Raw genomic sequence first — 23,502 nt, forward strand, 5'->3', positions numbered from 1 at the left:
TCTCCGTTTTCATTCGGCTGTTGGGGCTGACCAGATAACGCTCGGCCCGTCCAGAAGTCTTAGCAGCAGGTCGTGGGTAAAGGTCCAGATGTCCTCATCATGGACCAGGTGATGGGTCAGAACGCCGAAGGGCTCGGCGTTGTCAGCGCGACCCTCACGGCGGTCTTTCAGTAGGTGCACGGTCTTGGCGATCAACGTGTCCGGGTTGGCCAATCCGCGTGACCCGCGCCAGTCAATCGGGTCCAGGTGGGTGTTGATCTGGTCCAACCCAGGTGCCGCCTGCGCGCTGGATCGCGGCGTCGCGGTCGACAGGATGCGATATCCTGCTTTCGGAAGCTCTGGCGCCACTTCGGGCGCAATACGATTCCATGGCGGCACGAACATGGGGCACAACCGGTTCCCAAACAGCGCCTGCAGGCGCGACATGCCGGCTTGGGCGTCGCTCTGGATATCCGCCATGGGCCGATGCAGCCGAAACTCGGATTTCTTCTCACCCTGTGGTGCGTGGTTCTGATGCGCCCAGCCATGCACAACCGGGATTAGGTGCGACCGCGCGTTGACATAGTCAGCCAGGCTGTCCTCGGCCTCGCGCGGAATGATGGCCAGATGAACCGGTACGCCAAGGTCCTCGGACATGGCCGACAGCCGCTCTAGCTGCGGTGTTTTTGAAACCGCATCGTCATCGCGCCACCACAGCGGCAAGATCAGCCCTTGCTGCTGCCAAAGCGCCAGCTCATCCGTCAAGACGTTCCAATCGGCCATCATTCTCGTTGCTCCAGAAGCGTTTTGGCGATCCGAACGGCTTGCGCCGCACCGTCGAAGCCTTGATCCGAAACCTCGCGCGGCCCTTCCGAGATGACCCGATCCACGGCCCGGGCTAGCATATCGCCATTCAGGTCCTTGCTTGGGATCACATCGATGGCAGGCATTTCTGCCAGAGTGCGCGCACGCAGGCTCTGTTCAACTTCATTGCCGTCATCAAAGGGAATGAAAACTGAGGGTGTACCACTTTGCAAAAGGTCCAGTGCAGTGTTGTAACCGCACATGCTGACCGAGGCCGCTGCATGCGGCAGCATCTGCCGAAAATCGGGACGTACCGGTTCCAGCGTGACCGGAGCATCTGCCGCAAGCTGCCGAAGTTCTTCAATGCGCGCTTTGGCATCCTGTCCGCCAACCAACAGGCGCCAGCGCCTGTTGGGCATCTTTCGAGCGGCCTCGATGGCGGCCCGAAAGATCGGCTGCCCGACTGAACCGCCACCGGCGCTGACCAGGACCTCTTCTTTGCCGATTGCGTCTTTGTGCGGAACCGGAGCGGGCGGAGCCACAAAACCCGTATAGCAGAGGCGCTGTGCCAGTTGATCGGAAACGGGCCAACTGATGTTCAGCGGCACGACGTCCTGATCCGCATGAACCAGAATACCGTCATAGTAACCGACCACGATCTCTTCGGCCCGCGTTGCTTTTGAGGGTTTGGATGGCGGAGCCAGAATGTCCCGCACCGATCCCAGAACCACCGGGCGCGGGCTTAGGTCTTGGGCGGCGTCCAGTGCGGCCAAAAACTCTTCCGCCATGGATCGACGGCCGAACGGAAACAGTTCGGTGATCAGTATGTCGGGGGAAAAACTGCGTACAGCCTCGACCAGCGCGATCTTGCGAGCCGTCAGATAGGCCTCGTCCGCAACCGATCCGTCTTGTGTCAACAGACGCGTGAAATCGGTGCCATCGGAACGCAGCGGTGGCAGGCCCAACAACGTTATTCCGGTACTGTCCAGCTGCGGCGCCGGCATCCCACCTGAGACGACAAACGTCTCGTGACCATCCGCCACAAAGGCCCGCCCCAGCGTCAAAGCACGGCTGAGGTGGCCGGTGCCCAGCAAGTGGGTGACAACGATCATGACCTTCATTCCGGGGTCTCCTGCCGGATCAGACGGATCGGCTCTGGTTGCGCGCGGAAGTTTTCCAGATCGATGACATACAGTCGGTTGCGTTTGATTTTGAATGGGGCCTCGCCCTCGAAATTCCATCCCCAGGCCCCCGCCAGTATGACGCGCATGATGCCGATGTGGCAGACGGCGACCGTGTCGCCTTGCAACGCACCCAGCCAGGGTTGTAACCGGGCCCGAACTTCGGCCGGGCTTTCTCCGTTCGGGGGCCGATAGTCCCAGCCCCAATCTTCGATATGGCGGTAACCGCTGCCCGTATCCGCGATTAGATCAACGCCGCGCAGACCTTCCCAGTCGCCCCAGTTCATTTCGATCAGGGCCTCGGCGACCCTGGGATCTTGCCCTGCGACCAACCGCGCTGTTTCGCTGGCGCGCTGCAAAGGGCTGGACCAAAGCGCTGCTTTGTCCCACGGCGCAGGCAGTTCATATCCGGCCAGTTCGGCGCGGGCGTCGTCGTCCAGGGGGATATCGCTGCGCCCCTGAATGCGGCCCGCGCGATTCCAGTGGGTATGACCGTGGCGCAAAAGGGCAAGTCGGCTCATTCGGTGCCTCCGATCAGGGGTCTTGCCGCCCGCCAGAACCTTTCGGTTGCAGCCGGCATGAGGTGGCGGTCCGCTACATAAGCGCGCGCCTTCGCTCCGATCGACCGGCGCAGCGCGGGGTCATCCAACAGCTTTTGCAACCGTGCGGCAAACCCTTTGGCTCCGCTGTCGACGGACGGATAGTCGGTCGGGACCAATACGTCGCACACACCCGGCCTGTCCTGCGCCACAACGGGTAGCCCGCATGCCTGCGCTTCCAGATAAACCATGCCGTAGGCTTCATTCACGCCGGGCCACGCCATAACGGACGCGTCAGCGTATGCGTCCTGCAAGGCGTCGCGGTCCATCTGTCCAAGAAACTGGACCCTCGCGCCAAACGGCGCCATCACTGCTTCGACATCGGCTCTCGCTGGTCCGTCGCCCGCGATGTTCAGGGTCCAGTCGCCGTTCAGGTGCGACAGGGCTTGCGCCAGCACGTGGTACGAGGCCAGCTTGTCGCCCTTCCGCATCATCCCCACCGTCAGCATCGGCCCGTTGACCGAAGAAGCGGGCGGCAGCGTTGTGATCGGCAGAAAGGGCGGCAACTCGACCAGATCCTGATTGCCATATCGCTCACGCTTCAGCGTGATCAGATCGTTGGCTGTGTGGTAGTAGATCACGGCTGCCGCATCACAGGCGTCATGCGCGGACCGAGCGAACCCGGACCATGGCCCATTCAACCGACTGGTGGCTCGGGTGCTTTCCAGTTGGACATAGGGGATATTTCGGGCGGCACTGACTTTGGGCCCCAAAAGGTCCGGTGCCTTGTAGTAATTGTGGTATGTCACCCACAGATCTGTGTCCGCAGGCATATCCGCTATTAACCGCTGCGCTTCGGCCTCGGCCGCAGCTCGGAGGTTCTGCTGTATGTCAGAATCTCCGGTTTTATCGTAGATGCGCAGCTGCGAGATGAGATCGATCTGATCCCCTTGCGCCCCGATAGCTTGGATCAGATTGCGCGCCATTTCCCTGTCGCCCGACGGCACCAGGCTGTCCGGTGATTTCATCGGTGAGAAAAAGGCGACGCGGGCCATCAGTCTTTGCTCGCGCCCAACGCGCTAAGCCGTTTGGACAGTAGGGCAATGCCGGGGTCCATGCGGAACTCGGCCAGCAGGCGAGTGCGGGCCGCGTTTGCCATGGCTGTCGTGCGGTCCGGGTTGGTGGCCATCTCGGTGATCGCCTCGGCCAGCGCGGCCGGATTGTCATCGGACAACAGCCCATGGGTGCCGGTGTCGATAAACTCGGGGATGGCCGACACAGGTGTCGACAAGATCGGCAACAGTTGAGATGCGGCCTCCATCAACACATTCGGCAGCCCGTCGCGGTCCCCGTCTTCCGCGATGCGGCTGGGCAGGACGAACAGGTCCGATGCGCGCATGGCGGCGATCACCTCGGGCTGATCGCAGGCCCCGCGCCAGGTGATCCGATCCGCGATACCGGCCGCCTTGGCACGCTCGCTCAGCGCCTGGGACAGCGTGCCGCCGCCAATATGGGTCCAGTGCCAGTCCAAGGCGGTTGGCAGCATGGCAAAGGCATCAATCAGGCGATCGAAACCCTTTTTCTCGACCAAACGACCAACCGAGAGCATGTGAAACGGCCCGTCCGGGGCACGTGCTGCCCGGTTCGGCGGTTCAGGAAAGCGGTTCAGGTCCAGCCCGTGATAGATCAGGTCGACCCGCGCGGGATCGTCCGCCAGACCGCGCAGGTGTTCGGCCCCGATTGCGGTGCAGGTCGCTCCGAAGGCTGCCCCGTGAGTGCTGGCCTGCAGTTTCTCGGCCTTTTCCCAATCGGGTGACGTCCAGATGTCCTTGGCATGAGCCGAAAAACTCCACGGCAGGCCGCGCATGATGGCAGCATAGCGTGCGACCGAGGACGGAGTGTGCATGAAATGCGCGTACATCACGTGTGTTTCTGCAGGCAGCTCGGCGGCCAGAACGCATGCCTGCCCAAACCGCCGAATGCGGTTATGCGTCGGGTCGCGACGCAGATCCGCGCGCCAGACCGTGTAGGCTTCGGCATAGCCGGGCAGGGATTTCGCAACGCCGCGCGCCGCCCAGACGCGGTCAGGTTCCTCGTACAGATATTCCGGCAGGTAATGCACCTGGCCCTTGAAACGGTCGTGCAGCGGGTGGCGCTTGACGTCCGTTGGGTGTCTCAGGGACCAGATGTCGAACCGGTGGCCTGCATCCTGCAAGGCGACCAGTTCCTGTGCGATAAACGTCTCTGACAGGCGCGGCCAACCTTTGACCAGCACCGCGAGCTTGGGTTGTTTGGAAGTCATCCGGTGGCCCGTTCCCGTTCTCCACCAAGCAGCGCGTCGACGCGGCTTGTTACATAGTCCAGCCCATCCAGCAGGCCTTCCCGGATCGCCTGCGACGGCAGATCTTGATGCGGCAAATTGCGGATGGCCCCGATCATGGACTCGGTCGTCAGCGCGTCGCGATTATCGTCCAGCATCCGCACCAGGCCCAGGTTCTCGGCCCGAGAGGCGCGGATCCATTGCTCCAGGCGTGGGGTCGTGCGCGGAACGATGACGGCGCGTTTGTCAAAAGACAGCACCTCGCAAAAAGTGTTGTAACCGCCCATGCAGACGACGCCGGCGGCCCCTGCAAACAGAGTTTCGATTTGCGATTCAAAACCTACTGCTGTGACGCGACCATTCAGGGCTGCAACGCGCGCCTCGAATTCATCTCGCAGTTCACCTGCCAGGAAGGGGCCGTACACCAGAACGGCCCGGGGTGACAGGGTGGGGTCTTGCTCATAGGCGGAGAGAACCAGGTTCACCATGGCCTTGCCATCGCCGCCCCCGCCGGGCGTGATCAGGATGTAAGGCTGTTCCGGCGGTTCACCGAGGGGTCCCAGATCACGGCGCAGATAGCCCGTCCAGTGGATCCGCGACTGTGCGGCAGTGCTGAGGGGCAGGCCCTTGGTCGGGTCATAGACCGAACGCAGCCCGTAGACCCAGATTTCGTCATAGAATTTCTCAGTCGCTTCGATGGCCTCTTTTCGCGCCCATTCGGCTGCCAGAACATCAGGCTCGTCGAGAACGTCGCGCAAACCCAGAACGATCTTGGTGCGCCGGGTGCGCATCATGGTTTCCAGCGTCGGCACCAGTTCTCCGCGAAACCCTGTGGGTTCTTTGTCGACGATCAGGACGTCGGGATCGAATTGCTGAACGGACGTCTGGATGAGCCCAGCGCGCAACTCGGTAACCTCTTCGATCCCCATGCCAATCGTTTGCGAGGCATACGTTCCGTCGGCTCGTTTGGTCACACCGGGCAGGCGCACGTGGTCAACGCGGCGTGGAAATGTGAAGCGACCGGCAACGGGCGAGCCCGTCAGGATCAGAGCCGACGCAGAAGGGTCCGCCTGCGTTATTGCACTCGCCAATGCCCGGGACCGGCGCAAATGGCCCAAGCCGAACGTATCGTGGCTGTAGAGCAGAATGCGTGGCGCACGGCCGATTGTTTTTTCTTGTCTTTTCAGGCTCATGCCTTCGCCTATTTCACTGTCTTGGTGCAACTCCGCGCGCTTGCACCCGTAACGTATATATTTTTCCGGTTTTGAGCAAAACCAAGGATTTGAATCTGCCTGCTTCGGTTTGCGACGTATTTGACCGAAGATTTTACATTCGCGCCCTGTTCTACATCAAATTGTCAGCTTGCCCGCCATATTAACCGTCTTTGCCCGGTCATATTCCGTTTTTACAAGGTTGCAAACACTTCCTTTCCAAGCATGGTCCCAGGAACACGCCGTGACACGATGTTGCGACATACCGGGTTGTGTGTTTGAACCGGTCGAAAGGCTTCGATACTCTGCCTTGCGAAGAATGAATTGGAAAAAAACCGGATGAAACGTACATTTCTGGTCGGATTAACGCTGATACTCTGGTCCCTTACGCTGGTGCTGGTGGGTGGGGCCGCGGCGCAGACCTCGCTAATTCCGGGTTACCCGACGGGTTCCAACAGCAGCAGCGCTGAACCCGCCAGTGACAGCGATCTGGCCACAGCAATCAAGTCCGCAACCGAATCCGGGGCCAGCGTCATCGTTATCGACAGCACTGGGCAAATCGTGTCCACCGGAGGGCAGAGCGCGACGCCGGGGCCCGAAGGGCCGTCGGATCCGATGGCCGACGGATCGCAACTGATGAAAGCACAGGAGCGGTTCTCCAAGTTTCGCGAGTCGATGAATTCGCGGCTTGAGGCGCTGCCCTATTCGATCTTTGAAGTTCAGTACATTTTGCGTCAAACCAGCCCGGATGGGCGCATTCAGACTTATGTCGAAGTTCTGTTCTGGAACGTCCTGTTCCTGTTGATTGGTCGCTGGTTGTCGATCGAGATTTACGGCAAGCGCATTGCCAAAGGGTTTGTGGTCGCCCGTTCCAAAGAGAACCCGCAAGGTTATCGCGATAAGATGCCTTTCCTGGTGTTCCGTTTCTTCATGGGGATCGGCGCCACCGTCTTTGCGATGCTTATGGCGTTGATTGTCGGGTTTTTGTTTTTTGGCGAGGCCGAAGACATCTCGATCCAGTTCACGGTCACGGCTATATTTACGGCGTTTTTCCTGTCTCGAACAGTATCCGATCTATGGCGGATGGTGCTGTCCCCGTATCTGAGCCAATACCGCCTGCCGCCTTTTTCGGACCGTGACGCAAAACGGCTGTACATCTGGGCATCCGCGCTGGCCACATATGACATTACCGTTGTGCTTTTTGCGACCTGGGTCGCGGATTTCGGGCTGAATTATAACGTCTACGCCATGGTGTATGGCAGTCTGACAATGCTGGGCGCGTTGGGCAATGTCCTGATGATCCTGTTCAACGCACGCGCTATTTCCAACGCCATTCGTGGCGGGCGGACACCGGATCAGGTGTCGTGGATACTGCGCTTTATCTCATTCGCCTGGGCACCGGTATTGATTCTGTACATGGTGTTCAGCTGGTTCAAGCTGGCGGTCGACCTTGTGCTGGAAAACCAGAACTCGATCCCGATTGTGGCAAGCAGCTATGCGATCTTCATGTCGGTCGTGGTTGCCTATGGTGCGATGAACTATCTGCTTGAGCGTTATTTCGATCGCAACCGGCAGATGGAAGAGTTGAATACGAGCTCGGACGACGTCGAAGACGACACCGAGGAAGAGGTGATTGAGACACCGCAGGCCGAGATGCGCAAGCATTCCATCGTGACCTACGAAGATCTGGCGCGACGGGTTGCGGGTATTCTGGCCTTTGTTGTTGGTCTCTATGCGTTGGTGGTCATCTGGAACCCTGACGCAAGCTGGAGCGAAGATCTGCCGATTGAACGTGCGCTGGACGTTATGGTGATCCTGTTTATCGGCTATGTCCTGTTCAACTTTTTCCGCATCTGGATCGACTCGAAAATCGCGCAGGAAATCGACGATGGCGGCGGTGAGGCCGAGTTGGGCGACGAAGGCGGGGAAGGCGGGCAGAGCCGGCTTGCGACCCTGTTGCCGCTGTTCCGCGGGGCCATTCTGGCGGTGGTCGTAGTTACGATTGCCCTGATCGCCCTGATGGAGATGGGCATCAATGTCAGTCCTCTGTTTGCGGGTGCTGGTGTTGTAGGTCTGGCGGTTGGCTTCGGCTCGCAGACTTTGGTGCGGGATATCTTCTCGGGTGCGTTTTTCCTGATGGATGACGCCTTCCGCAAGGGTGAGTACATCGACATCGGGGATGTGAAGGGAACAGTCGAAAAGATCTCGGTCCGGTCGTTCCAGTTGCGCCACCATCTGGGCGCTTTGAACACCATTCCCTTTGGTGAAATCAAAGTGCTGACCAACTATTCCCGCGATTGGGTGATCATGAAACTGCCCTTGCGGGTGACCTACGACACGGATGTCGAAAAGGTGCGCAAGCTGATCAAGAAACTGGGGCAGCAATTGCTGAGTGATCCGGTGATTGGGGACAACTTCATCCAACCGCTGAAATCGCAGGGCGTGATCGAGATGCAGGATTCTGCGATGATTATCCGGGTCAAGTTCATGACCAAACCCGGCGATCAATGGCTGGTGCGCAAGAAGGTTTATCAGGAAATTCGTGAGCTGTTCGCGCGCGAAGGTATCAAATTCGCACACCGCGAGGTTACGGTGCGCCTTGCAGATGGCAAGGAAGCTGAGGATCTGACACCCAAACAGCGCGAGGCCGTGACTGGCGCAGTGCAGGCGGCGATTGACGAGGATTACCTGGACGATATCGGCCCGGGCGGCGACGACCGCTAGGGGTGCTCCCGCCCCTTTGGGTCGTGTCTCTGACGAGACGAGACCCAAAGCGTTGGGCCGCGCCGCGCGTTCCGCGCGGCGGTCGTTTCAGGCGTTCAGCTAAGGCCAAGCAGGGGCCGAAGTCCCAAGCTTTGACGCGGGCCGGTCCCAAACCATCTTGGCCGCGCCCACGGTCAAGGCTGGTTTCAAGCGGCGCCCGGCCCCCCAGCCCGAAGCCTCGGGCCGGGTGTCGTAATCCTCAGGCGTCGCGTTGGAAATGGTCTCTTGCGTTTCGGACTTACTGAGAACGGCCAGCAGCTCGGCGGTGCGCGCCAAGGAAAGCTGGCCCATCATGGTGGCATTCCCTGACGCGGCCTCGACCATGGCGGAAAGGGTGGCTGCGGCCATCAGGTAGCCGGTCGCGTGATCCAACGCTTGCACAGGCAGGGGCGTAGGTTTGTCCGCCTTTGCCCAATCCCGGCCCGCATCGGCGATCCCGGCGCTCATCTGCACAAGGCTGTCGAACCCGCGTCGGCTGGCCCATGGGCCCTGCCAGCCATAGGCATCCAGCGTGACCTCGACCCGGTTCGGGGCAAGTTCATCGCGTTTGGCCTTGGTCAGCCCCAGCCCGTCCAGAGCACCGGGGCGATAGCCATGGATGAAGACGTCGGCTTGTGAAAGCAGGTCTTGCAGCTTTTCCAAACCAGCGGGTGATTTCAGATCAAGATAGGCGCAGGATTTACCCAGTGAGATGTCAGGAATAACGCCGGGTTCGTCCCAATCGGGGGGGTCAATACGTAGAACTTTGGCGCCGAACGCGGCCAACGTGCGGGTCGAGACGGGACCCGCCAGTACACGCGTCAGGTCGAGGACGCGCAACCCCGCCAGCGGACGCGCTGCCGAGGCCTCGGGCCGGTCGCGCAGGGTGATCTGGCGCGGGCTGTGCCATCCGATGAGTGGATCGCGGGATACGGCGCGGCCCTGGGGATGATCCAACCAGTCCGACCGGCTGCGCATGGCCGCAGCAACGCCCCCTTGCGCTACGACCGCAGACTCCAATTCGCTGGCCGCCCATGTGCGGACCGCCTGCGCCACCGCTGTCTTGTCTGCCTTGACCTCTAGCACTTTCAACGCCGCGGCCCGGTGGCGCGGCAGGTTGGTGTGTAGCCGGATCCAGCCGTCGGCGGTCTGGTAATCGCCTGCGACCGCGTCCCAAAGGCTGGGCATTTCCCACCCGTCAGGTTTGAAGGAAAAGCCATACCAAAGCGAGGCCAACCTGTGATCTACAGTTGCCTCAGGCATGTCAGACGACAGGTTGAGGGCCGCTGTCAGCCGCGCCAGTTCCTGTCCGACAGCGCCGAAGGTAGCCGTTGCCAGTTCGGATACAGCGAACGCGCTGGATAGGGCACCTTTACCCGTCGTCCGATAACTGTCGGTTGAAGGCAGGGCGGACAACAGGCTCATTGCTGATACGGGTCAAGGCTGTCGCGCAACCCATCCCCCAGGAAGTTGAAGGCCAGCACTACAACGATGATCGGCAGCATCGGGATGGCTGTCCACGGATAGATCTCGATCGAGGCGAGGTTCTGCGCGTCATTCAGCATCACGCCCCAACTGACCGCCGGGGCCCGCAGGCCAAGTCCCAGAAAGCTGAGTGCGGTTTCCCCAAGGATCATAGCCGGGATCGACAAGGTGGCCGAGGCGATCAGGTGTGACATAAAGTTTGGCAGCAGGTGCTTGCGTATCACCCGGCCCGAGCTTGCGCCCATCATCTCGGCGGCGCGGACGTATTCCTCTTCCCTTAGGGATAGGAATTTGGCGCGTACGGAACGGGCAAGGCCAGGCCAGTCGAGTATCCCAAGGATAATCGAGATGATGAAGAACACGGCGACCGGGCTCCAGTTCGATGGAACAGCGGCCGAAAGGGCCAGCCAAAGTGGCAATTCGGGCAGTGATCGCAGAATCTCGATCACCCGGTTGATGACCCAGTCGATCTTGCCGCCAAAGTAGCCAGCCATCGACCCGAACAGGATGCCCAGAAAGAAAGACACGGAAATGCCGATCAGGCCGACGGTCAGAGACAGCTGCGCGCCGTAAAGGATACGGCTGAACACGTCGCGTCCAAGGCGATCCGAGCCCCACAGGAACAGGGTCGCCCCTTCGGGCGCGCAAAACAGGTGGGTGTCAGACTTGATCAACCCGGCCAGCCGGTATTCGGACCCCTCACAGAAAAAGCGAATAGGGCGGGGGTCTTCGGTGTCGGGTACGAATTTCCACTGGAACGTCTCAAGATCGGCCTCGGCGACGATCGGATAGACATAGGGGCCGATGAACTTGCCCTCGTGGAACCAGTTGACGTTTTGGGGCGGGGCATAAAGGTGTTCGCCATTCCGTTCATTCGGTCCATAGGGCGCGATGAAGCCCGCAAATGGCAACATCAGGTAGCACAGCAGCAGGAATATCCCCGAGATCAGGCCCAGCTTGTGGGTTCTGAACTTGCGCCAGACCAACAGCCAGTTGGGCGCGTCGAGATCGGCGCGTTCAACCTGTTGGAGCGAGGCATCGGGATCGAAAGGAGCATCGTCGACAAAGCGACCGTCTGGATGTTTGGTCATGCTTCACGCCCCTCGTAGCGAATGCGCGGGTCCAGCATGACCAGCAGAATATCAGAGATCATGGTGCCGATCAGGGTCAGTAAGGCCACGAACATCAGGATGAACGCCGAAAGGAATTGATCCTGTGTCTTCAGCGCGGTCAGCAGGGTCGGACCAATGGTCTGCAGGCCCAGAACGACCGAAACCAGAACCGAGCCGGACACCATCGAGGGCAGCAAATTCCCGATATCAGCCACAAACGGGTTGAAGGCCACGCGCAACGGGTATTTCGTCAGCATCCGTGACGGGGCCATACCCTTCGCGATGGCGGTTTCAACGTATGGCTTGCCCAGCTCATCCAGCATGTTGGCGCGCAGGCGTTGCATCATGGCCGACGCGCCGGAAGTGCCGATGACAAATGTCGGAACGATCAGGTGCACGAGAATGGACTTCAGCTTTTCCCAGCTCATCGGCTGGCCTTCGAAAGAGGGGTCCATCAGGCCGCCAATGGGCAGGTCGAAATAGCGGTGGCCGTAGTAGAAAAGGATCAGCGCCAGCAGGAAGTTCGGTGTCGCAAGACCCAGATAACCCACAAAGGCCGAAGTATAGTCGATCCACGTGCGCGACCGGGCCGCCGCAATCACTCCCAAGGGCAAGGCGACTGCGTAGACGAACAGAATGGCAGCCAGATTCACGACGACTGTCAGCCACAGAGTGTCGCCGACGATTTCGGCCACGGGGCGGTCGAATTCAAAGGACCAACCGTAGTTGCCTTGCACCAGGCCCTCGAACCCGTGCGGGCCGGGCCAGAAGCCCATCCAGATTAGATATTGCTCCCAGATCGGGCGGTCCAATGCGTATTCGGTGCGCAAAAACTCGGCTTTGGCCACACCGGCAGACTGACCAGAAGCCTGAAGTTCTGCGATCTGGTTGCTCAGGTAATCGCCTGGGGGCAGGTTGATGATCACGAAGATCAGAACCGAGACCACCAGCAAAGTCAGCAGCATCGTGAAAAAGCGATACACCACATAGCGCAGCATGACCATTTAGCTGCTCCTGATCAGTCGGCGAAAAAGAATTCGTCGGGGCGGTGGATGCCGAAATGCGCGCCGGGCTCCCATGCCCACATGCCTTGCTCGGGCACGTTGCGCAGGCGGTTGGACACGACGATGGGCTGCGGCGCGCCATTCAGAATACCGATGGCATAAAGCTGGTCAGCATGAATGCTCAGCATCTCGGTCCAAACGGCGGCGCGCTCTTCGTCGGTTGTGGCGATTTCCCAATCGTGGGCAAGCTCCATCAGACGCTCGGCCTCGGGCATGTCCGGGGCTTCGCCGACATCGCCGCCTGTCTGGTAATACTGCCCCCATTTGGGCCACGCCAGAAACACCTGATCGGTCGGGGCCAAATAGGCGGGCGAGGTGTGAGCTTGCGGAATACCGTCATCCCAGCCGAACCAGACCGAGGCCATCGTATTACCTGCAAAAACGCGGTTGCGCAGGATGTCCCGGTCCAGGGGGCGCATGACAAGGTCGACACCGATCTCACGCCATGTATCGGTGACGATCTGCAGGGCGTTTTCCACCTCCTGCCGTTCACCGGCGGTTTCAATGATCAGTTCCATCGGGCGGCCATCGGGTAGCAGTCGGATGCCGTTCTTGTCGCGCTCAGCCAGACCCGCCTCGTCCAGAAGGGCGTTTGCCATTTCGACATCATATTGCGCCCAGGCCTTTGCGTTTTCCTCGTCATAGAACGGAGAGGCCGGCAACACGGACATCGCGCCGGGATGAGCCAGCTTGAAATAGAGTGCCTGGTTGATCGTCTTGCGGTCGATGGCCAGCGACAGGGCGCGGCGCACCCGGACGTCGCGCAGCACCTCGCGCCAGGCCTCGTCGGCATAGTTCAGGTTCGGATAGATGGCGATCTGCGATGCCACGCCAGTCTTCCACAGCAGGGTTTTGTAATCACCGCCTGCTTCGCCCTTTTTCAGGATCGACGCATCGCGGAAAGCCAACCCGCGCCCTTGCAAATCAGTCTCGCCCGCGTTGGCCTTGGCCGCGACCAGACCGGGGGCCACAATCTCCATCTCGACCACGTCGATATAAGGCAGTTGCACGCCGTTGGAGTCGATCCGGTGGTAGTACGGGTTTCGAACAAAGTTGTGGCGGATTTTCTTACCAGAACTGGCGTTCAGCCAAGGCTGCAGCGTCGGCAATTCGTGGTTGTCGAACTTGTACAGGTTGTCCAGCTTGTTGTGCAGGGCGGCCCAGCTTTTGACACGTGCGTCCTCGACCAGAAAGGCGAGTTCTTCGGCGTCCGCAAATTTTTCATGATACTGTTTGAGGAAGGCGGCGGGACGATAAATAAATGGTGGCCGCGCTTGCGCCAGGGACTGCAAAAAGTCGGGGTTGGGATCTTCCCACTCGAACACGACGGTGGTTTCGTCCGGGAAAGAAACGGTTGGTGTTTTGCCTTCGACAATCAGGAAATCCGGCGGTCCGGAGGGGCTGAGAAGTTCGTTATTCGCCACGTCCTCCCACCAGTATCGGAAGTCTTCTGAGGTAAAGGGCGAGCCATCTGACCACTTGTGGCCATCCCGCAGTTTAAGGGTGAATTTGCGATTGTCTTCGTTTTCAAATGACTCCAACAAATCCGGAACGATCTCGTAGTTCTCGTCGAAACCCACCAGTCTGGCATAGCCATATACCACCATCTGACGAATATCCTTGGAGCGGGTCACCATGGTGCGCAGCGTTCCGCCCGGCGCCCCAAACTCTCTGCCCTTGGCTGTCAGGTCCACCACCAAAGGCTCGACCGGCAAACGTTCGGCGACCGGTGGAAGGTTTCCGGCGTTCACTTCGGTGGCCCAAAAGGCGCTTTCCTGCGGAGTGGGCGTGCCTGCCGTGGCGGGCAGCATCCAGGTGGCGGCCAGTGCAGCGGCCAGAATGAGTGGGCGAGTGGTCTTAAACATGGCATCGTACCTTATGTCCGGGCTCCATCTCTACCAGTGAAGGTATCACGGAGTCGGTAAATCGGAAGGTGTCATCCCAACTGTCTGGTGAACCTGCGCCCAAAGCAACCAGTTTCAGGTCGATGGGTCGGTTGATGTCGGGTTCCGGTTGAGCGGCGATCAGCGCCTTGGTGTAAGGGTGGCGCGGGTTGTAAAATAGTGTTTCTGGCGGGGCCTGTTCCACGACAAGCCCCCGGCGCATCACCGCGACTTCGTCGGCAATACGCGCCACGACCGCCAAGTCGTGCGAGATAAACAGGTAAGACAGGTTCAAGCGATCCTGCAGGTTTTCCAGCAAGGTGAGGATCTGTTCTTGAACCGATACGTCCAGCGCCGAGGTCGGCTCGTCACAGACGATCAGCTGCGGGTCCAGCATCATCGCCCGCGCAATAGACAGGCGCTGTCGCTGGCCGCCAGAAAACGCGTGCGGATAGCGTTTCAGCATATCGCCGTTAAGGCCGACGCGTTGCAGCATCTCGACCGCCTTGTCCCGCTGTTCGGCAGCGGACCCCATAGAGTGGATCTCAAGCGGTTCAGTCAGCGCGTCCTGAATGCGCATCCGCGGGCTGAGCGAGCTGTAGGGGTCCTGAAACACCATCTGCGCCTTGCGCTGGAACGCGGTGCGCTGTGCGCGCGTCATCTGATGCACGGGTATCGGGTCTTCGTCCGGCGCGGTGCGGAACAGAACCTCGCCGCCCGGATCGGGAAGCTCGGCGCCAAGGGCAATCCGCGCAGCCGTGGTTTTACCCGATCCGCTTTCGCCGACGATCGCCAACGTCTTGCCGCGGGCAAGGTTCAGGTCGACGCCGCGGCAGGCGTGGATCAGCTTGTCCTCTTGCCACCCTTTGCTTGAGCGCATGGTATAGGTCTTGGACACGCCCTTCATCTGCAGGATGAGATTTTCATCCGGCATCGGCAAGCCAACGGATTCTTCATCAGGGATGGCGGGCGCTGCGTTGAACAGTTGTTGCGTATAAGGGTGTGCTGGTGCGCTGAGGATTGGTGCGGCGGCACCAGCCTCCATCACGCGGCCTTTGTGCATGACAACGACCTGCTCGGCCATGTTGGCCACAACGCCCAAGTCATGGGTCACAAGGATCAGGGCCATGCCCGTTTCGCGTTGCAATTCCTTGATCAGGCCCAGCACCTGCGCTTGTGTCGTGACGTCAAGTGCGGTCGTCGGCTCGTCCGCGATCAGCAATTCCGGCTTGGATACCATCGCCATCGCAATCATAGCGCGTTGGCGCATCCCGCCTGACAACTCAAACGGATAAGAATCATAGGCGCGTTGCGGGTCCGGAAAGCCTACGCGCTCGAACTGGGTCAGAACCTCTTTGCGGGCCTGCGCCTCGGACGCGTTGCGGTGCAACCACAGAACTTCGCTGACCTGATTGCCGATCTTGTGCAGCGGAGAAAGGGAGCGCATCGGCTCTTGAAAAATCATCGAAACCCGGTTGCCGCGAATATCGCGCATCTGCCGTTCGCTGATCTGCGTCAGATCTTCGAAACCTTTCGAATCGTTCAGGGTAATCGTGCCGCTGCGAATCTGGGCTGCGCGCGGAAGGATCCGCAAAGCTGCCCGACATGAGATGGTTTTGCCCGATCCGGATTCACCGACCAATGCCAGTGTCTGCCCTGCCTCGACATCAAAACTGACGCCTTTGACAACGGCCTCACCCGCACCGAATCCGATGCTTAGATCCTTAACGGACAACAACGCGGTCATGCGGGTTTACTACCCGTTTGTCCGAAGGTCGGCATCGGCGTTTTCAACTCCCTGTGTTTTTTGACGCAGTTTCGCGCGGTTGGGCCCGTGTAGTCAAACCCGTTCTTAGGCTGAATCGTCGCGAAAATGTGAAACTTTTGCCAATCCGCCTACACAAAACCTTGAGGATTTGTCATCACATGCACTGTCAGCCGCAGATTATGAGCTGACCAAATATCAAGGAGAGATTTCCCCGTGCCCGACAACCAAAGCCGCCTGGACCTGTTCATCGACCGCATGGTGTCACAACGGGCCTGTCTGGATTTCGCCATCGCACAGACCAAAGGAATGCAGGGGCCAGTGTTCGAACTTGGGCTGGGGAACGGACGGACGTATCACCATATGGTGCAGTACATCGACGAACGCCCGGTGTATGTGTTCGAACGCGCGGTGGCCTCGCATCCGGATTCCACGCCGCCTGAGGATCGCGTGATTTTGGGCGATGTGCGGGAAACGTTGCCTGCGTCGCTGGATCGCTTTGGCGCGACTGCCAGCCTGATCCATGCAGACCTTGGCGGTCACAACCGCAAAAAGAACGACGACTTCGCCCGCTTTGTCTCTCCGCTGATCGAACCACTATTGGCCGAAGGCGGTTTGATGGTGTCCAGCGATCGGATGTATTTCAACGCGTTGACCGAACTTCCGCTGCCCCAGGGTGCCGTGGAAGGTCGCTGTTTTATCTATCGCCGCTAATCTGCCCGGAGGGTCCGATGCTGTTCTATGATTGCTCTACCGCCCCAAACCCGCGCCGCGCGCGTATGTTCATTGCTGAAAAGGGGCTGGAGATCGAGACTCGCAACATCTCGATTGCAAAGGGGGAACAGCTTGCAGACGACTTCCGCGCTGTGAACCCGAACGCGACAGTTCCGGTATTGGTGACGGATGAGGGCACTGCGCTTACCGAAAACCTCGGGATTGCGGCATATCTGGAAGCCCGTTTCCCCGAACCGCCCCTTATGGGACGCACGCCCGATGAAAAAGGGCAGGTTCTGATGTGGAACAGCATCGTTGAACAGCAAGGCGGCATGCCCATCGCCGAGACTTTGCGAAACACCCATCCCGCCTTTGCGGACCGGGCGATTCCGGGGCCGGTGAATCACGCCCAAATCCCTGAACTGGCGCAACGCGGATCTGCGCGTGTTGGACGTTTCTTCTCGATGCTCGAAGACAGACTCGCCGATAGCCCGTTTATTGCAGGTGCAGAATTCACCCTCGCAGACATTTCCACCTTCGTCTTCGTCGACTTCGCCCGTGTGATCAAGATGCGGATTCCAAAGGAAAATACTGCCACTCTGGCTTGGTTCGATAAGGTCGCATCTCGCCCAAGCGCGCAACTCTGACCACTGCCTTTTCGAGGGTGGGCATTCAGCGCGCACAGAACTGTACAGAAATGTCTAGACAGATGTGAACAGTGCTACTAGCGTCCTGCCCAAGCCATTCAGGGGAGGGCAGGATGAAATCTCAGTATCGCGTAGTGGTCATCGGGGGCGGCGTCGTGGGCGCCTCGGTTCTTTATCACCTGGCCAAGTTCGGCTGGTCGGATGTTGTGATGCTAGAACGGCGGCGGCTGGCATCGGGGTCTTCGTGGCACGCGGCGGGCGGTATCCACGCGTTGAACGCCGACCCGAACATGGCGTCACTGCAGGCCTACACGATCGACCTGCTCAGCGAGATTGAGAAGGAATCCGGCCAGAACATCGGCCTGCACATGACTGGCGGTTTGACGCTGGCGGGCACGCCCGAGCGGTGGGAGTGGCTGCAAGCCAACTACCGTGTTTTCCAGTCCATTGGCATTGACGATTGCGAGTTGCTGACCCCGGAAGAGGCGCAGAAACGCTGTCCAATCATGTCCACCGATGGCGTGCTGGGCGCGATGTGGGCGGATCGCGAAGGCTATATCGACACGACCGGCACAGTGCAGGCTTATGCAACGGCCGCCAAAAAGCGCGGCGCCGAATACTATGAAGAGACCAAGGTCGAAAGCCTGACACAGACGGCCGATGGTTGGGAGGTTGTAACCGACAAAGGCACGATCACCTGTGAGCATGTGGTCAACGCCGCGGGCCTCTGGGCGAAACAGGTCGGCCGCATGGCAGGGGTCGAACTGCCGGTTTCTCCGCTCAAGCACCACTATCTGATCACCGACGCGGTGCCCGAGGTTGCGGCGGCAGAGTTTGAGATGCCGATGACAGTGGACCTCGAAGGGTTCACCTATATGCGGCAGGATCAGAAGGGCGTTCTGGTCGGTATCTACGAGGTCGATCACGAACACTGGGCCATGGACGGCGCGCCGTGGAACTATGGTGAGGAGCTGTTTCAGGAACAGCTCGACCGGATCGAGAATGAATTGATGCTGGGCTTTGAACGCTACCCGTCGATCCAGAACGTGGGCATCAAGACATGGGTAAACGGCGCGTTCACTTTCTCGCCCGATGGCAACCCACTGGTGGGTCCGGTGCCGGGCAAGCGCGGCTATTGGTCGGCCTGTGCCGTGATGGCCGGGTTCCTTCAAGGTGGGGGCGTCGGCAAAACGCTGGCCGAATGGATGATCCATGGTGAGCCCGAGGCCGACGCATGGCCGATGGACGTGGCGCGGTATGGCGATTTTGCTCAGAACAAGCGCTACATCCGCGAGACCACAGGGCAGTTCTATTCCCGCCGTTTCGTGATGACATATCCGAACGAGCAATTGCCTGCGGGTCGTCCGTTGAAGATGGCCCCAGCGCATGATGCAATGACCGAGGCAGGCTGCAAATGGGGCGTCAGCTGGGATCTTGAAGTGCCGCTCTATTTCGCGCCGAAAGGGTTTGAAGAGACGTCAACGCTGAAACGCTCTAACGCGCATGACATCGTGGCTGAAGAATGCAAAGTGATCCGTGAAGGCGCAGGGTTGCTGGATATCTCGGGCTTTTCGCGGTTCGAGGTTTCGGGCCCGAATGCCGAAGTATGGCTCGACAAGGTCATGGCGTCGAAACTGCCCGCGCCGGGCCGGGCGAAGCTGGCTCCGATGCTGGGCGAGAACGGGCGTCTCAAAGGTGACCTGACCATTTTGAACTGGGGCGATGGCACCTGGTGGATCATGGGCAGTTACTACCTGCGCGCCTGGCATATGCGCTGGTTCGACGATCACATGATCGACGGGGTCACTATTCGGGACTTGGGCGAGCAATACTGCGGCTTCGCTGTTGTTGGACCGAAATCGCAGGCTGTGGTCGAAAAACTGGCCGAGCAGGACATCTCGGGTCTCAAATTCATGGGCTGCGGCGATTTCGATATCGGGTTGGTCCGTGCACGTGTCGCCCGGGTGTCCGTCACGGGCGAGAAGGGGTACGAGATCAACTGCCGCTATGGCGATCATATCAAACTGCGTCGGATGCTGCTGGAGGCGGGTGCCGACGAAGGTATTCGTGAGTGCGGCTTCAACGCGATGCTCTCGACCCGATTGGAGAAGAGTTTTGGCATCTGGTCCGCCGAGTTCACGCAGCTTTATACGCCGGGAATGACCGGGATGGACCGCTGGATCGATTGGGACAAGGACTTTGTCGGCAAACAGGCCGCAGTCGCTGAACGCGATGGGAATGGCCCGGCACAGGTGCAAGTGACGCTTGAGGTGGACGCCGACGACGCCGACGCGAGCGGGTACGAACCCGTCTGGTCGGGCGAAGAACGTGTGGGGTTTGTGACCTCTGGCGGTTACGGCCACTATACCGGCAAATCTCTGGCTATGGCTCTGGTCAATCGCGACAAGGCCTCGCCGGGTACCGAGCTTTCGGTGCATGTGGTCGGCGTTGAACGCCCCGCGCGGATCATCGCCCCATCGCCATATGACCCGCAGGGCAAAGCGATGAGGGGCTGAATATGATTGGTCAAACATCCGAACGCGGACGGCGACGGCGCGGGCGAAGCGCCGAAGCCGCCCCGGCCCCCAGCCGGGACGTGAACTATCGTCAGTTAAAAAACCCTTTTCCCCAGATGGAGGTTTTCCCGGCGGATCAGATCGCCGACATGCACGAAACAGCGCTGCGCACCTTGCAGGAACTTGGGGTCAAATGCCTGCTGCCCGAGGCGCGGCGCGTCTTCGAAAAAGCGGGCGCGCGCGTGGATGAAGATGCCGAGATGGTTTTTCTCGGACGTGACATTGTTGAGGCGGCCATAGCTTCGGCCCCCAAATCGATTGCCTGTCATGCCGGGGCACGTCGCCGAGACTTTACCCTTGAACTGGGCAGCCTTGTCTTTCAGCCAGGGGCCGGTGCCCCGAACGCAACGGATTTGGAGCGGGGGCGCCGCCCCGCGACCGGACAGGACTATCTTGAGTTCCTGAAGCTCACCCATCACTTCGACGTCTTTCAGATGATCTCGCCCCAGGTCGAGCCGCAAGACGTTCCGACCCACCTGCGCCATTACTTCACGACGCAGGCGCAGATGGAGCTGACGGACAAGTTCCCGTTCTTCTTCTCGCGCGGCACCCCGCAGGTGATGGATTGCTTTGAAATGCTCTCCATCGCGCGCGGCCTGTCGGATGATGAGTTCCGCTCGGGCGCGCATTGCTACACGATTATCAACACCAACAGCCCGCGCACGCTGGACATTCCGATGGCGCAGGGGCTGATTGATTTTGCGCGAAATGGTCAGATGTCGATCATCACACCGTTCACGTTGATGGGCGCAATGGCCCCGATCACTGTGGCCGGGGCCATCACGCTGTCGCATGCCGAGGCGCTGGCGGCGCTGACGCTGACTCAGTTGGCCAAGCCGGGTGCGCCGGTTTGCTACGGTACTTTCACCAGCAACGTGGATATGAAATCGGGCGCGCCAGCATTTGGCACGCCTTCGCATTTTCAGGCGTCGCTGGCGGCGGGGCAACTGGCGCGGCACTTGGGTTTGCCATGGCGGTCTGCCGCCGGATCGGCCTCGAACATCAACGATGTGCAGGCTGCCAACGAAAACCAGTTTGGCCTTTGGGGCTGTCTGATGGCCGGGGCCACGGTGATCATCCACTCGGCTGGTTGGCTCGAAGGTGGCCTGACCGTATCCTTCGAAAAGATGATCTGCGACGCTGAGGTTCTGAACATGGTAGCCGAGCTTTGCGCCGGGGCGCAGGCAGGCACCGCCGAGATTGGGTTCAACACAGCGCTAAGCGAGGTTGAACCCAGCGGACATTTCTTTGCGTCCAGCCAAACGATGGAGCGGTACAACACCGAGTTCTACCAGCCTCATGTGCACGACTATGCCAATTTCGGAACCTGGACCGAGCGCGGGTCGGTGGATGCCAGTCATCGCGCGACGGGTGTTTGGAAAGGCATCCTGAGCGAGTTCAAAGCGCCGCCAAGTGACATCCGGCGCATCGGGGCCATGAAAGACTTTATCGCGCGCCGCACTGCCGAAGGCGGTGCCCCGCCGGAGAGTTGAATGAACACGAAGCCTATCCTCCACCGGGACGACCCGGAAGCCGAGCCTTTGGTCGGCAACATCAAGGTCACGCGCGATGATTGGCTGAACGTGGCGATGGACGTTCTGATCTCGGATGGCGTGGATCAGATCAAGGTGCTGAATCTGGCGGAACGGATGGCCGTATCGCGGTCGTCGTTCTATTGGTACTTCAAGTCGCGGCAAGAGCTTCTGGATGCTTTGCTGGCGCGTTGGCAGGCCACGAACACCGCCGCTTTGGTCGCGCAGGCCGAGGCCCCTGCGGAGACGATCACAGGCGCGGTCTGCAATGTGCATCGATGCGTGGTGAACGCCTCATTGTTCGACACAGCCCTTGACTTCGCCGTCCGCGACTGGGCGCGTAAGTCAGGCAAGGTACGGCGTGCGCTGGATCAGTCTGATGCGCGCAGGCTTGAGGCGCTGCATGCCATGTTCGCGCGGTACGGCTATTCCGAGTACGAAGCCGAAACCCGCGCGCGCGTGCTGTACTACATGCAGATCGGCTACGATCTGGCGCAGTTGAATGAACCCATGGAGACGCGGATCGCCATGGCTCCGCATTACCTTTACGTTTTCACCGGGGTTGAGCCGAAACCCGAAGAAGTCGAAGAATTCAGCGCCTATTCGATGCGCTATTGGAAAGGAGATCCCTCATGAGCCAACCTGACGCAATCATCATCGGAACCGGTGTGATCGGCGCGGCCATCGCCTTTGAAATGGCCAAGGCAGGCTGGAAAACCCTGTCTTTGGACCGCAACAGCCAGGTCGGCCACGGCTCGACCGCGGGGTCCTGCGCGATCATTCGGATGCACTATTCAACCTTCGACGGAACCGCTTTTGCCTGGGAAGGCTATCACTATTGGCGCGATTGGGCCGAGTATCTGGGCCTGCCCGAAGACGCCAATCTGGCGCAGTTCCGCGAGACGGGTTGTCTGGTGATGAAGACCGACGCGAACGGTATGCTTGAAAAGCACATGAAGAACAGTGCCGATCTGGACTGCCCGTTCGAAGAATGGTCGGTGGACAAGGTCAGTGAGCGTTTGCCGATCTATTCCAAAGACAGTTTCGCACCTGCACGTCGTATGGACGACCCGGAGTTTGGCCAACCGAACGGACGCAAGATGCACGGCGGCGTGTTCTGGCCGCAGGCGGGCTATGTCACCGATCCGGCGCTGTCCGCGCAAAACCTGATGGATGCAGCCAAGCAGCACGGCGCGGAAGTGCGCACCGGGGCTGAGGTGGTCGAAATCCTGACCGATGGGGGCCGGGTCTCGGGCGTCAAATTGGCTTCGGGTGAGGAAATCCGCGCGAAAGTTGTCGTGAACGTCGCCGGGCCCGGCTCGGCCATCATCAACAAAATGGCCGACGTTCTGGACGACATGACGATCGAGACACGCCCACTGCGCCAAGAGGTTGTGCACGTTCCCGCGCCTGAGGGGTTCGATTTTGAAAACGACGGCACGATTGTCTCGGACAGCGATATTGCCTGCTACTGCCGTCCAGAACACGGCAACCACATTCTGGTCGGTTCCGAGGACCCGGAATGCGACCCGCATCAGTGGTGCGAGGATGACGTGCACTACAACCACGACTTCACCGACCAGTGGACCACGCAGGCCATGCGGTATGCGCAGCGCGTGCCCAGCCTTGGCATTCCGTCTAAAACGCGCGGCGTTGTCGACCTGTATGATGCGTCGACCGACTGGATTCCGATCTATGACAAATCCAGCCTTCCGGGGTTCTACATGGCCTGCGGGACCAGCGGGAATCAGTACAAGAACGCGCCTATCGCGGGCAAGATGATGACCGCCTTGATCGAATACTGCGAGGGCGGCGCGGATCATGATGCGCAACCGCTGCAATACGAACTGCCCTATATCGGGCGCTCGATTGATGTTGGGTTCTATTCCCGCAAGCGCCCGATCAACGAAGAAAGCAGTTTTTCTGTTCTGGGGTAGTTAACTGAACA

At 59.9% G+C, this 23,502-nt stretch carries 18 protein-coding genes; 7 read left to right on the plus strand and 11 right to left on the minus strand.

What is annotated here, in order from left to right; translation table 11 throughout:
- Nucleotides 1–9: 9 nt before the first annotated feature.
- Genes J7416_RS00115 through J7416_RS00140 form a run of 6 tightly spaced genes read right to left on the minus strand, consistent with a single transcriptional unit; the run spans nucleotide 10 to nucleotide 6,016 of the window.
- Entirely contained in the window at nucleotides 10–765 is a 756-nt protein-coding gene (locus tag J7416_RS00115; RefSeq protein WP_209221980.1) for a polysaccharide deacetylase family protein, read from the minus strand.
- Complete coding sequence (locus J7416_RS00120; protein ID WP_209221981.1) at nucleotides 762–1,904, minus strand: glycosyltransferase; 1,143 nt, start codon at nucleotides 1,902–1,904, stop codon at nucleotides 762–764. The genes J7416_RS00115 and J7416_RS00120 overlap by 4 nt, the downstream gene beginning before the upstream one ends.
- Nucleotides 1,901–2,485, minus strand: coding sequence for a histidine phosphatase family protein (locus tag J7416_RS00125; protein WP_209221982.1), 585 nt, complete (start codon nucleotides 2,483–2,485; stop codon nucleotides 1,901–1,903). Before J7416_RS00125 ends, J7416_RS00120 begins: the two co-directional genes overlap by 4 nt.
- Nucleotides 2,482–3,558: a glycosyltransferase family 4 protein gene (locus J7416_RS00130; protein WP_209221984.1), complete on the minus strand. Its 1,077-nt coding sequence runs from the start codon at nucleotides 3,556–3,558 to the stop codon at nucleotides 2,482–2,484. The genes J7416_RS00125 and J7416_RS00130 overlap by 4 nt, the downstream gene beginning before the upstream one ends.
- Nucleotides 3,558–4,805 (minus strand): glycosyltransferase family 4 protein, encoded by a 1,248-nt coding sequence (locus tag J7416_RS00135; RefSeq protein WP_209221986.1) that lies wholly within the window; start codon nucleotides 4,803–4,805, stop codon nucleotides 3,558–3,560. Before J7416_RS00135 ends, J7416_RS00130 begins: the two co-directional genes overlap by 1 nt.
- Nucleotides 4,802–6,016 carry a glycosyltransferase gene (locus tag J7416_RS00140; protein ID WP_209221988.1) on the minus strand — a complete coding sequence of 405 codons (1,215 nt, stop codon included), beginning with the start codon at nucleotides 6,014–6,016 and terminating at the stop codon, nucleotides 4,802–4,804. The genes J7416_RS00135 and J7416_RS00140 overlap by 4 nt, the downstream gene beginning before the upstream one ends.
- A gap of 357 nt (nucleotides 6,017–6,373) precedes the next feature.
- Between J7416_RS00140 and J7416_RS00145 the strand changes: the two genes are divergently transcribed.
- Nucleotides 6,374–8,758, plus strand: coding sequence for a mechanosensitive ion channel domain-containing protein (locus J7416_RS00145; RefSeq protein ID WP_209221990.1), 2,385 nt, complete (start codon nucleotides 6,374–6,376; stop codon nucleotides 8,756–8,758).
- A gap of 99 nt (nucleotides 8,759–8,857) precedes the next feature.
- On the opposite strand, the gene J7416_RS00150 is transcribed toward J7416_RS00145, so the two are convergent.
- From J7416_RS00150 to J7416_RS00170, 5 genes are read right to left on the minus strand one after another with little or no spacing between them, the layout of a single operon-like run.
- On the minus strand, nucleotides 8,858–10,201 hold the full coding sequence (locus tag J7416_RS00150) for a CoA transferase (RefSeq protein WP_209221992.1): 1,344 nt from the start codon (nucleotides 10,199–10,201) through the stop codon (nucleotides 8,858–8,860).
- Complete coding sequence (locus tag J7416_RS00155; protein ID WP_209221994.1) at nucleotides 10,198–11,352, minus strand: ABC transporter permease; 1,155 nt, start codon at nucleotides 11,350–11,352, stop codon at nucleotides 10,198–10,200. Before J7416_RS00155 ends, J7416_RS00150 begins: the two co-directional genes overlap by 4 nt.
- Nucleotides 11,349–12,377 (minus strand): ABC transporter permease, encoded by a 1,029-nt coding sequence (locus tag J7416_RS00160; protein WP_209221996.1) that lies wholly within the window; start codon nucleotides 12,375–12,377, stop codon nucleotides 11,349–11,351. Before J7416_RS00160 ends, J7416_RS00155 begins: the two co-directional genes overlap by 4 nt.
- Before the next feature lie 14 nt (nucleotides 12,378–12,391).
- Entirely contained in the window at nucleotides 12,392–14,302 is a 1,911-nt protein-coding gene (locus J7416_RS00165) for an ABC transporter substrate-binding protein (RefSeq protein ID WP_209221998.1), read from the minus strand.
- Entirely contained in the window at nucleotides 14,295–16,067 is a 1,773-nt protein-coding gene (locus tag J7416_RS00170; RefSeq protein ID WP_209222000.1) for an ABC transporter ATP-binding protein, read from the minus strand. Before J7416_RS00170 ends, J7416_RS00165 begins: the two co-directional genes overlap by 8 nt.
- 234 nt (nucleotides 16,068–16,301) lie before the next feature.
- Between J7416_RS00170 and J7416_RS00175 the strand changes: the two genes are divergently transcribed.
- The 6 genes from J7416_RS00175 (at nucleotide 16,302) to J7416_RS00200 (ending at nucleotide 23,491) form a co-directional block, all read left to right on the plus strand.
- Nucleotides 16,302–16,799: a class I SAM-dependent methyltransferase gene (locus J7416_RS00175; protein ID WP_209222002.1), complete on the plus strand. Its 498-nt coding sequence runs from the start codon at nucleotides 16,302–16,304 to the stop codon at nucleotides 16,797–16,799.
- Between the two features lie 17 nt (nucleotides 16,800–16,816).
- Nucleotides 16,817–17,446 (plus strand): glutathione S-transferase, encoded by a 630-nt coding sequence (locus tag J7416_RS00180; protein WP_209222004.1) that lies wholly within the window; start codon nucleotides 16,817–16,819, stop codon nucleotides 17,444–17,446.
- 113 nt (nucleotides 17,447–17,559) lie between these two features.
- A complete protein-coding gene (locus J7416_RS00185; protein WP_209222006.1) occupies nucleotides 17,560–19,962 on the plus strand; it encodes an FAD-dependent oxidoreductase in 2,403 nt (800 codons plus the stop codon).
- 2 nt (nucleotides 19,963–19,964) lie between these two features.
- Nucleotides 19,965–21,515 carry a trimethylamine methyltransferase family protein gene (locus tag J7416_RS00190; RefSeq protein WP_209222008.1) on the plus strand — a complete coding sequence of 517 codons (1,551 nt, stop codon included), beginning with the start codon at nucleotides 19,965–19,967 and terminating at the stop codon, nucleotides 21,513–21,515.
- A complete protein-coding gene (locus J7416_RS00195) occupies nucleotides 21,516–22,190 on the plus strand; it encodes a TetR/AcrR family transcriptional regulator (protein WP_209222010.1) in 675 nt (224 codons plus the stop codon).
- The gene (locus J7416_RS00200) at nucleotides 22,187–23,491 is read left to right on the plus strand and encodes an FAD-dependent oxidoreductase (protein WP_209222012.1); all 1,305 of its coding nucleotides are present in this window, start codon (nucleotides 22,187–22,189) and stop codon (nucleotides 23,489–23,491) included. The genes J7416_RS00195 and J7416_RS00200 overlap by 4 nt, the downstream gene beginning before the upstream one ends.
- Nucleotides 23,492–23,502 lie beyond the last annotated feature (11 nt).

Source organism: Ruegeria sp. R14_0, from assembly GCF_017743975.1.
Classification (GTDB): domain Bacteria; phylum Pseudomonadota; class Alphaproteobacteria; order Rhodobacterales; family Rhodobacteraceae; genus Ruegeria.

Bases quoted from the DNA above. Each gene is read 5' to 3' on its own strand.
- J7416_RS00115 (WP_209221980.1), bottom strand. From the start codon at position 765: ATGATGGCCGATTGGAACGTCTTGACGGATGAGCTGGCGCTTTGGCAG.
- J7416_RS00120 (WP_209221981.1), bottom strand. From the start codon at position 1,904: ATGAAGGTCATGATCGTTGTCACCCACTTGCTGGGCACCGGCCACCTC.
- J7416_RS00125 (WP_209221982.1), bottom strand. From the start codon at position 2,485: ATGAGCCGACTTGCCCTTTTGCGCCACGGTCATACCCACTGGAATCGC.
- J7416_RS00130 (WP_209221984.1), bottom strand. From the start codon at position 3,558: ATGGCCCGCGTCGCCTTTTTCTCACCGATGAAATCACCGGACAGCCTG.
- J7416_RS00135 (WP_209221986.1), bottom strand. From the start codon at position 4,805: ATGACTTCCAAACAACCCAAGCTCGCGGTGCTGGTCAAAGGTTGGCCG.
- J7416_RS00140 (WP_209221988.1), bottom strand. From the start codon at position 6,016: ATGAGCCTGAAAAGACAAGAAAAAACAATCGGCCGTGCGCCACGCATT.
- J7416_RS00145 (WP_209221990.1), top strand. From the start codon at position 6,374: ATGAAACGTACATTTCTGGTCGGATTAACGCTGATACTCTGGTCCCTT.
- J7416_RS00150 (WP_209221992.1), bottom strand. From the start codon at position 10,201: ATGAGCCTGTTGTCCGCCCTGCCTTCAACCGACAGTTATCGGACGACG.
- J7416_RS00155 (WP_209221994.1), bottom strand. From the start codon at position 11,352: ATGACCAAACATCCAGACGGTCGCTTTGTCGACGATGCTCCTTTCGAT.
- J7416_RS00160 (WP_209221996.1), bottom strand. From the start codon at position 12,377: ATGGTCATGCTGCGCTATGTGGTGTATCGCTTTTTCACGATGCTGCTG.
- J7416_RS00165 (WP_209221998.1), bottom strand. From the start codon at position 14,302: ATGTTTAAGACCACTCGCCCACTCATTCTGGCCGCTGCACTGGCCGCC.
- J7416_RS00170 (WP_209222000.1), bottom strand. From the start codon at position 16,067: ATGACCGCGTTGTTGTCCGTTAAGGATCTAAGCATCGGATTCGGTGCG.
- J7416_RS00180 (WP_209222004.1), top strand. From the start codon at position 16,817: ATGCTGTTCTATGATTGCTCTACCGCCCCAAACCCGCGCCGCGCGCGT.
- J7416_RS00185 (WP_209222006.1), top strand. From the start codon at position 17,560: ATGAAATCTCAGTATCGCGTAGTGGTCATCGGGGGCGGCGTCGTGGGC.
- J7416_RS00190 (WP_209222008.1), top strand. From the start codon at position 19,965: ATGATTGGTCAAACATCCGAACGCGGACGGCGACGGCGCGGGCGAAGC.
- J7416_RS00195 (WP_209222010.1), top strand. From the start codon at position 21,516: ATGAACACGAAGCCTATCCTCCACCGGGACGACCCGGAAGCCGAGCCT.
- J7416_RS00200 (WP_209222012.1), top strand. From the start codon at position 22,187: ATGAGCCAACCTGACGCAATCATCATCGGAACCGGTGTGATCGGCGCG.